Genomic DNA, 7,385 nt, shown 5'->3' on the forward strand with positions numbered 1-7,385 from the left:
CTCCTGGGTACGCACCAGCTCCAGCCTGCCGTCGGCCGACGACGACAACCGGTCGGCCTCGGTGATGGTGGACTGGTAGAAGGCCATGACCTCGGCAGCCAGGGCGAACCGCTCAACCGTCATGGCCGCATTCTGTCCGCTCCGGGACGTGCGTGACAGAACCGCCAACCCGGTGGGCCCCGGCCGGTGTCTTGTTCATGTCCCGGGTCCGATGAGCGCCAGATGGGAACGGGCGGCGTCGGAGAGGCTGTCCAGGATGGCCTTGCCCTTGGCGGCGGTGGCCAGGGAGGGGTGGCCGATGATGCCGTTGCCGGTGTATCCGTTCATGCCGAGGGTGAGCAGGTGGGGGCGGTCGGGCGCGGAGTGGTCGTCCTTCTCGATGCCGTCGCCCACCAGATACGGGGCGCCGTGCAGGAGCAGGGACACCTCGAACTCGCCGCCGTGCATGTCCTCGTCGGCGCCGCTGTCCAGCCCGGCGTCCACCCGCGCACGGCGCCGGTCCTCGGATGCCGGGAACAGCGCGACACGGGGGCCGGCCACGTTGATCTCCTGTACGGCGTTGCCCAGGACGTAGTTGCCGCCGTGTCCGTTGACGATGAGCAGTCCCGGCGTGCCGGACGCTTCCAACGACCGCCACACGTCGCGGATCACGGCGTAGAGCGTGGGCGCGCTGATGCTGACCGTGCCGGGCATGGCGGCGTGTTCGTGCGAGCAGGAGATCGTGACCGGCGGCAGCAGGAACAGGCCGTGGTCGTCGGCGATCCGGCGCGCGATGAGGCAGGCGATCACGGTGTCCGTGATCAGCGGCAGATGCTCCCCGTGCTGCTCGAAGCTCCCCACGGGCAGCACGGCGACCACCCGCCCACGCCGCCGCTCGTCCCCGGTGGTCGCCTGAGTCATCAGATCTCGCATGGCCTCAGCATCCCCCATGGCACCCGGCCGGTCGCGTGGGAAGGCTGTCGCACAGGGTGCGGAATCGCTCCGAGAAGACCTTCATGCCGGGCACGGTGGGCCGCTGGTCCGCACCGTGCGCGACGGCGGACAACTCGGTGATCGTGCGGGCTGAGCCGGTCTGACTGTAGATCGCCAGCGCCGTGGTCGCGACGCTCGCCGCTTGCTCGGGTTCATCGGCACTGAGGTAGGCACGGGCCAGGCGGGCGAGATAGAACCCACGATCGTTGCGGTAGGCCGTGGGAAGCGTGGCCAACTCGGCCTCGAAGAGCACGATGGCGCGTCGCGGATCACCCAGCTCCATCCAGCAGTTCGCTCGCTGGATCTCGATGTACGTCGGCGTGCAGTACGACGTGTCGAGGGTCGCGTCCGGATCGATGTCGGCGTGGGTCGCGGCAAGTGCTCTCGCCTCATCGAACTTGGCGAGCGCCGCCTTGGGATTGCGCATACGCGCGTACCCCTGCGCCTCCTGCTGGGCAGCGAGGGCGGTGATCTGCGGGGGAAGGCCCGGGATCCGCTGCGCCGCGCGCGCGAGTCCTACCGCCTTCTGGGCTTGGGCTTGTGCGTTCGCCTGGTTGGCCTTGCGGAAGAGCACGTAGGACTGCGCCGATTCGTCTCCGGCCTCTTGAGCCCACTCCATGGAACGATCCGACCAGTACCCGGCCGAACGGAAATCGCCGTGGTCCTGGAAGAGCCAGCCCAGAAACTCCGCGATCCGGCCGCCGGTGCGCAAGAGGGCCAAGCGCGGCTCGCCCTCGGTCACTTCCAGCAGGCGAGTGATGCTGCGGGCCTCATGGAGCACCGAGGCGATGGCCGCCTGGGCACCGAAGAAGTTCGCGCTCTTGTAGTGCTGAGGAAGCTGTCCTTCGATCAGTGACAGCACGAACTCCACGTCCTGCCGGAGGGCTTCGGACGACACCAGGCCCTCCGCCGGAAGTTCGGGTGCTGTCCACTCATGCGTGATGTCAGCCGCACCGGAGACCTGCCCTGGCGCATTGCCCATCTCCCAATCCCTGGACGCGAGTCCGAGCAAGTGCCCCGGGATACGAAGCCCGTCGGAGATGCGCTCGATGACCGCCATCTCCTTGATGACGCGTTGCCCCTTCAGCACCTCCCCAACACGGCTCGGCGTCAACTGGCAGCGCCGAGCGATAAGTGAGGGGTAGACGCCGGAGCGGCTCCTGAGAAGAGCGAAGATCCTGGCGAAGTCCCGGGCCCGGCACGCCTGGAGCATCTCCTCATCGCGCAGCAGACGTTCGGGGATGCCGGGTGGCGGGTCGAAGTCAGCCATGGCAACACTCCAGCGACACAGGGGACCCAAGTGTAGCTGAGGCCGCACAGATAGTGACCTTGCTCATGGTGGGTAATCACCTGGAGCTGGTTGACCGGGCACCCGGATCCCACGCTGGTGACGGAAAGCGCACGTCACTCGCGGCGAGAACCAGGAGGATCGATGACAGCCCCCGCGACTCAAGTGTCCCGAAGTCACCAGTCGTTTGCCGTCACGGCCGCTCCCCACGACATCCACCGGTGGCGACAGCTCGTCACCGGGGTGCTGGCTGAGTGGGGAGCTGCCCGTGCAGCCGTGGAGCTGGCCTGTTTCGGGGTCTCGGAGTTGCTGAGCAACATCATCAGGCATGCCGGGGACCGGCGTTGCCGTCTGACGCTGGAACGAACCGGTTCGGTCGTGACCGTCTCGGTCCTCGACCGCTCGCCACGGCTGCCGGTGGTCACCGAGCCGGAGTGGGACGCCGAGTCCGGGCGCGGCCTGTGGCTGCTGCGACACATGGCCGGTCCCGGCGACTTCGGACACGAACCGGCCGCACCGCCCTGGGGCAAAGCCGTCTGGTTCCGCTGCCACCTGACAGACCCCTGCCGCCACCCCGAACTCACACCGACCGCCGAGGGCAGGAGATGCACCTCCTGCGGCGCCCTGATCTACCTCACCAAGCCCGCCAGGCGCGAGCGATCACCGGCGCGCCGGAACGACGTACCGGACCCGCCCGCCTGAAGACGAAGGTCACCACCCCGTATGCACAGCCGCACCCTGGGCCGTCTCACCCTCACGCTGCCCACCCTGGACGCCCTGTCCCACGTCACTTCTTTCGACAACGGCGGAGCCTTCCTGGACTTCCACTACACCAGCGCCGACCCGGTTGAACTCAGCCTCACCGGCACCCACTTCGTCACCGGACGCATCACCGGCCTGTCCGCCCGGCGCTCCCGCTTCGACAACATCCGGCTGGACTCCGTCGAGTTCACCGGCTGTGACCTCACCTCCCTGCGCTGGACCGACAGCAGACTCACCCGCACCGTCTTCCGCGACTGCAAACTCACCGGCGCCGTCCTCGAACGCCTCACCCTGGACAACGTCCTGTTCGAAGGCTGCACGCTCACCTACGCCGTCCTGGCCCACCTCCGCGCCACCGGGCCCCTCGCCCTCGTCAGGTGCGACCTGACCGAAGCCGCCTTCACCCGCTGCGACCTCTCCGGCGCCCACCTGGAAGCCTGCGGCCTGCGCCACACCACCTTCACCGCCGGCACCTACCACCGCACCGACCTGCGCGGCAACAACCTGTCCGCCCTGCGGGGCGCCGGCGCGCTCAAGCAGGTCATCATCGACCGCCCGCAGCACGCGGACCTCACCCACGCCCTCACCACGGAACTCGACATCGCCTTCCCCGACACCCTTGACGACCCACCCGCCACGGGGATGCCGTGAAGGGCGGCGTAGGTGTTCAGGGCCACCCTGTGCCGTTACCGGCGTCCGCCGGGGAGTTCGCGGCGCAGGCGGCGCAGGCCGCGGCGGCCGACAATGCGCAGGAGGTCGGCCGCCGGGACCTTGCTGACCGGGCGGTCCTCGACCGTGCCCGGCCTCGGCTTCGCCGGCCGGGTCCGCGTCAGGGTCGAACCGGCGGTGATCCCGCCCAGGATGGCCTCGACGGCCGCGGCGGTGGGGATCGAGGTCGGGGTGACGGGGTCGGCCGCGCCGCACGGCTCCGGGGTCAGCGTGGCCAGGTCACCGATGACGCGGACGCCGAGGGCGGAGATCCCGGCGACGATCTCCTCGGCCATCCCGGCGGCGGCCTCTTCCGCCCAGGCCGGGGTGGTGATCCGTGGCTCCCCGGGGCACGGCGTGTACGCCTGCATGTGGGGCACCACGGCCTCGCGCACGATCGCCTTGCGCGGCCAGCCGGCCCACGCGGGGTCGGCGAGCCTGCGGTTGAGCTGGAGCAGCAACTCGGCCTGGCACAGGGTCAGGGACTTGTTGAGGCCGCCGCCGTCGGGCACGAGGATTCCCTCGGGCAGGCCGAGCAGGTTCTCGAAGGCGCGGAACAGCCGCCGCGGCTCGGCGTCGTCCACCACGACGACGGTGACGTTCTCCAGCCCGGCCGCGTCCGCCCACCGTTCGAGGAGCGCGTCATGCCGGTGCCGGTGCCAGAACTCGGGAGTCGGACAGTCCTCCATGGGGCGGCGCAGCACTCCGTCGAGCCAGTCCTCGTACGAGTGACACAGCCCGTGCTTGACGTACTGCTGCCAGTGCGACGGCAGGATCCTCAGCAACGGCCGTAACGTCACCACGACATGAACGGCCGGGCTGCCGCCCAGGTCCCTCACCGCGGTACGCGCCGCGTCGGCGTCCGCGTTCGAGAAGAACTCGCTGCTGATCACCACCCGGCGGTCTCCCGCCGCGGCGGTCTCCGCGCACAGCGCGTCCCACGGCGACGACGCCCCCGGCGCGCCCGGGGCGGGACGGCAGGCGCGGGTGAGCGCGACGGCGGGCTCCTTGGCCTGGCGCCCCTTGCCCGCGTAGACGACGTCGTGCGCCGCCAGTTCCGCCCGTAAGCGGTGAAAAGCCCCCTGGAGGGAGGTCGTTCCGGTCTTGTGCGGCCCGATGTGCAGCAGCCGCGTGCCTGGCGTGAGCGTGAACGGCGTGGCGTCCATGCGTGGTTCTCCGATCCCAGCCCGTGACGGCCGATGTCGCGGTGCGCTCAGGAGGGAGCGCGTGTCGTCAGCACGAGACGCTAGGAAGGGGCAGTGAACGAGGAATGAGGGAAACATGAGAGTCGCGTGAGAGCAACTCCCCCCGGCATCAAGGGAGATGACGGCGGACCGGGGGCGTTCACAGGCCGAGGAGAACGAGCCCTTCGTCCAGCAGCCGGCGCAGCGCCAGGGCGTCCGGGGCGACGGCGGTGACCAGCGCGCCGGGACCGGCCAGCGGCGTCAGGACGGCCGTGGCGCCCAACAGCGCGGGCTCCACCGGCTTGTCGGCCAACTCCGGCGCGACCACGAGCAGTTGGCCCACCGCCCGGTGACCGTCCAGAACCGCTCCGCCGTCCCAGCCGGGGGCGGCGGGCCCGTAGGACAGCTCCTGGTCGAGCAACGGCCGCCCCGCCCGGCGCACCACCAGCCGTGTCGTCAGGTTCCCCGGCTCCTCCCCCGCCCTGCCGAGCACCTGCTGCTCGCGCAGCACCAGCCGGGCGGTGGCGGCCAGTTCGACCCGCGTCGTCATCCGCAGCCCGCTCCCGGCCGCCGAGATCAGCGGCTCGGGCAACCACCGCAACTCGCCCCCCTCCCCCACCGTCAGCACCGTCTCGTACGCCGCCGGGACGCCGGGGACGCGGCCCGGCAGGGCGACCGTCGCGGCGGCCGAGTCCACCCGCAGGGCCGCGCCCGGCTCGACCTCCACGGTCAGCCGCAGCCGGTCCCCGCCCAGCGGCCCGCTCATCGCGCCGACCACCGTGACCCGCGCGTACGGCCCGTCCGCGCGGGTGCGGCGCAACGCCAGCGGGCCGTCGCCGCGCAGCAACGGCAGCCCCCCGCCGGGCGCCGCCCTGACCCGGGCGTCCGCGACAACGCCACCGGCCACGTCCACGCCACCGGCCGCGCCGGACGTCATGCGCCGCCCCAGGCGGCGAGCCGTTCCAGCACCCAGTCCGCGACCGGCCGGATCCCGTCCTCGGCCCGGAGCGAGGTGAACGCGACCGGCAGGTCCCCGCGTTGCGCCTTCGCGTCGCGCGCCATGCCCGCCAGGTCGGACCCGACGTACGGGGCGAGGTCGGTCTTGTTGACGACGAGCAGGTCGGCCGTGGTGACGCCGGGCCCGCCCTTGCGCGGGATGTCGTCGCCCCCCGCCACGTCGATGACGAAGATCTGCGCGTCGACCAGCCCGGTGGAGAACGTGGCGGTGAGGTTGTCGCCGCCGGACTCGACCAGGATCAGGTCGAGCGGCCCGGTCCGTTCCTCCAGTTCCTCCACGGCCTCCAGATTGGCCGAGATGTCGTCCCTGATGGCGGTGTGCGGGCAGGCGCCGGTCTCCACGGCGGCGATCCGGTCGGCGGGCAGCACGGCCTCGCGCAGCAGGAAGTCGGCGTCCTCACGGGTGTAGATGTCGTTGGTCACGACGGCGATGGACAGCTTTCCGCGCAGCTCCCGGCAGAGCGCGGCCCCGGTCGCCGTCTTGCCGGAGCCGACCGGCCCGCCCAGGCCGACGCGCAGGGCCCGCCGGGTGCCGTCGGGGCGGCGCGGGGCGGCGGCCCGGTAGGCGTACCGCTGGGGAAAGGTCTCGGGGTGGTCGAGGTGCATCGGGGGCTCCCGGTCCAGAGGGTGTCGCGGTCAGGAAGGACGGAAGGACGGAAGGACGGAAGGTCACACGGTCACGCGGGTCACGAGGCGAACAGCCGCGTGGGCCACGCCGCGTGCCGTTCCGCGCCGATGTCCAGCAGCGGCGCGGAGGCGGCCGGGAGCGGGTCGGTGCCCTCCTCGGCCGCGGCGCGCGCCGCCGCGCCGGCCCGCTCCACGCCCCCGTCCACCTCCCCGGCGAGCCGGGCGAGGATCGCCGTCGCGTCGACCGGGTCGAGGCTCAGCAGCCGCACCGCCGCCGTGGCCGGGCCGCTGACGCTGTCGTACCCCGCGGCCCGCGCCGCGTCGTGCGGGGCCAGCCCGGCGGCGCGGGCGGTCAGGCCGAGGACGACGGGCTGGTGCAGCCCGCGCGGGCGGGCCGCGGCGAGCGCGTCCAGCTCCGCGCACGGCCAGGTCGCGCGGGCGGCGCGCAGCAACTGCCGCCCCAGCTTGCGGGCCGTGGCCCGCAGCGCGGGCGACGGCGTACGGGCGTCGGCGGCGTCGTCCAGCGCGTACGGATCGCCGCCGGCGCAGGCCGCCGCGGCGAGGGCGGCGGCGACCAGGCCCGCCGTGTGCAGGCGGCCCCGGCAGAACGCCGCCAGCGAGTCCGGGCCCGTGATCCGCCCGGCGCGGACGGCCGCCTCCGCGCCGCCGGAGTGCGCGTGCGCCCCGGCGGGGAACCGGCCGTCCCCCCCCCGGCGCCGCCCCGCCACCCGCGCCCTCCCCGCGCCGGGCCCCACGCCACCACGGACCCCTCCACCCATCCTGCTCCCCGCAACAACCCGACGAGGCTCCAGTCGACGCGCCGCGGC

At 72.4% G+C, this 7,385-nt stretch carries 8 protein-coding genes; 2 read left to right on the forward strand and 6 right to left on the reverse strand.

All coding sequences use genetic code 11. From position 1 onward, the window contains the following. Positions 1–195: 195 nt before the first annotated feature. Together BN2279_RS06715 and BN2279_RS06720 are read right to left on the reverse strand one after the other, a co-directional pair. Entirely contained in the window at positions 196–912 is a 717-nt protein-coding gene (locus tag BN2279_RS06715; RefSeq protein WP_059007463.1) for a creatininase family protein, read from the reverse strand. Positions 913–916: 4 nt separating this feature from the next. Further along, positions 917–2,242 carry a tetratricopeptide repeat protein gene (locus BN2279_RS06720; RefSeq protein ID WP_059007465.1) on the reverse strand — a complete coding sequence of 442 codons (1,326 nt, stop codon included), beginning with the start codon at positions 2,240–2,242 and terminating at the stop codon, positions 917–919. A 162-nt stretch (positions 2,243–2,404) separates the two neighbouring features. On the opposite strand from BN2279_RS06720, the gene BN2279_RS06725 reads away from it, so the two are divergent. Together BN2279_RS06725 and BN2279_RS06730 are read left to right on the forward strand one after the other, a co-directional pair. Continuing rightward, the gene (locus BN2279_RS06725; RefSeq protein ID WP_079031926.1) at positions 2,405–2,962 is read left to right on the forward strand and encodes an ATP-binding protein; all 558 of its coding nucleotides are present in this window, start codon (positions 2,405–2,407) and stop codon (positions 2,960–2,962) included. 21 nt (positions 2,963–2,983) lie between these two features. Next, positions 2,984–3,673, forward strand: a complete 690-nt coding sequence (locus tag BN2279_RS06730) for a pentapeptide repeat-containing protein (protein ID WP_059007469.1) — start codon at positions 2,984–2,986, stop codon at positions 3,671–3,673. A gap of 35 nt (positions 3,674–3,708) precedes the next feature. Here BN2279_RS06730 and BN2279_RS06735 read toward each other — a convergent pair whose 3' ends face one another. The 4 genes from BN2279_RS06735 to BN2279_RS06750 all read right to left on the reverse strand — a co-directional run bounded on the left by BN2279_RS06735 (position 3,709) and on the right by BN2279_RS06750 (position 7,337). Beyond that, positions 3,709–4,896, reverse strand: a complete 1,188-nt coding sequence (locus BN2279_RS06735) for a hypothetical protein (protein ID WP_059007471.1) — start codon at positions 4,894–4,896, stop codon at positions 3,709–3,711. A gap of 178 nt (positions 4,897–5,074) precedes the next feature. Next, complete coding sequence (locus tag BN2279_RS06740; protein WP_059007473.1) at positions 5,075–5,851, reverse strand: urease accessory protein UreD; 777 nt, start codon at positions 5,849–5,851, stop codon at positions 5,075–5,077. Continuing rightward, a complete protein-coding gene (ureG, locus tag BN2279_RS06745; protein WP_059007475.1) occupies positions 5,848–6,537 on the reverse strand; it encodes an urease accessory protein UreG in 690 nt (229 codons plus the stop codon). The genes BN2279_RS06740 and ureG overlap by 4 nt, the downstream gene beginning before the upstream one ends. An 80-nt stretch (positions 6,538–6,617) precedes the next feature. Further along, entirely contained in the window at positions 6,618–7,337 is a 720-nt protein-coding gene (locus BN2279_RS06750; protein WP_079031927.1) for an urease accessory UreF family protein, read from the reverse strand. Positions 7,338–7,385: the final 48 nt, after the last annotated feature.

This window comes from Streptomyces specialis, assembly GCF_001493375.1.
GTDB lineage: Bacteria > Actinomycetota > Actinomycetes > Streptomycetales > Streptomycetaceae > Streptomyces > Streptomyces specialis.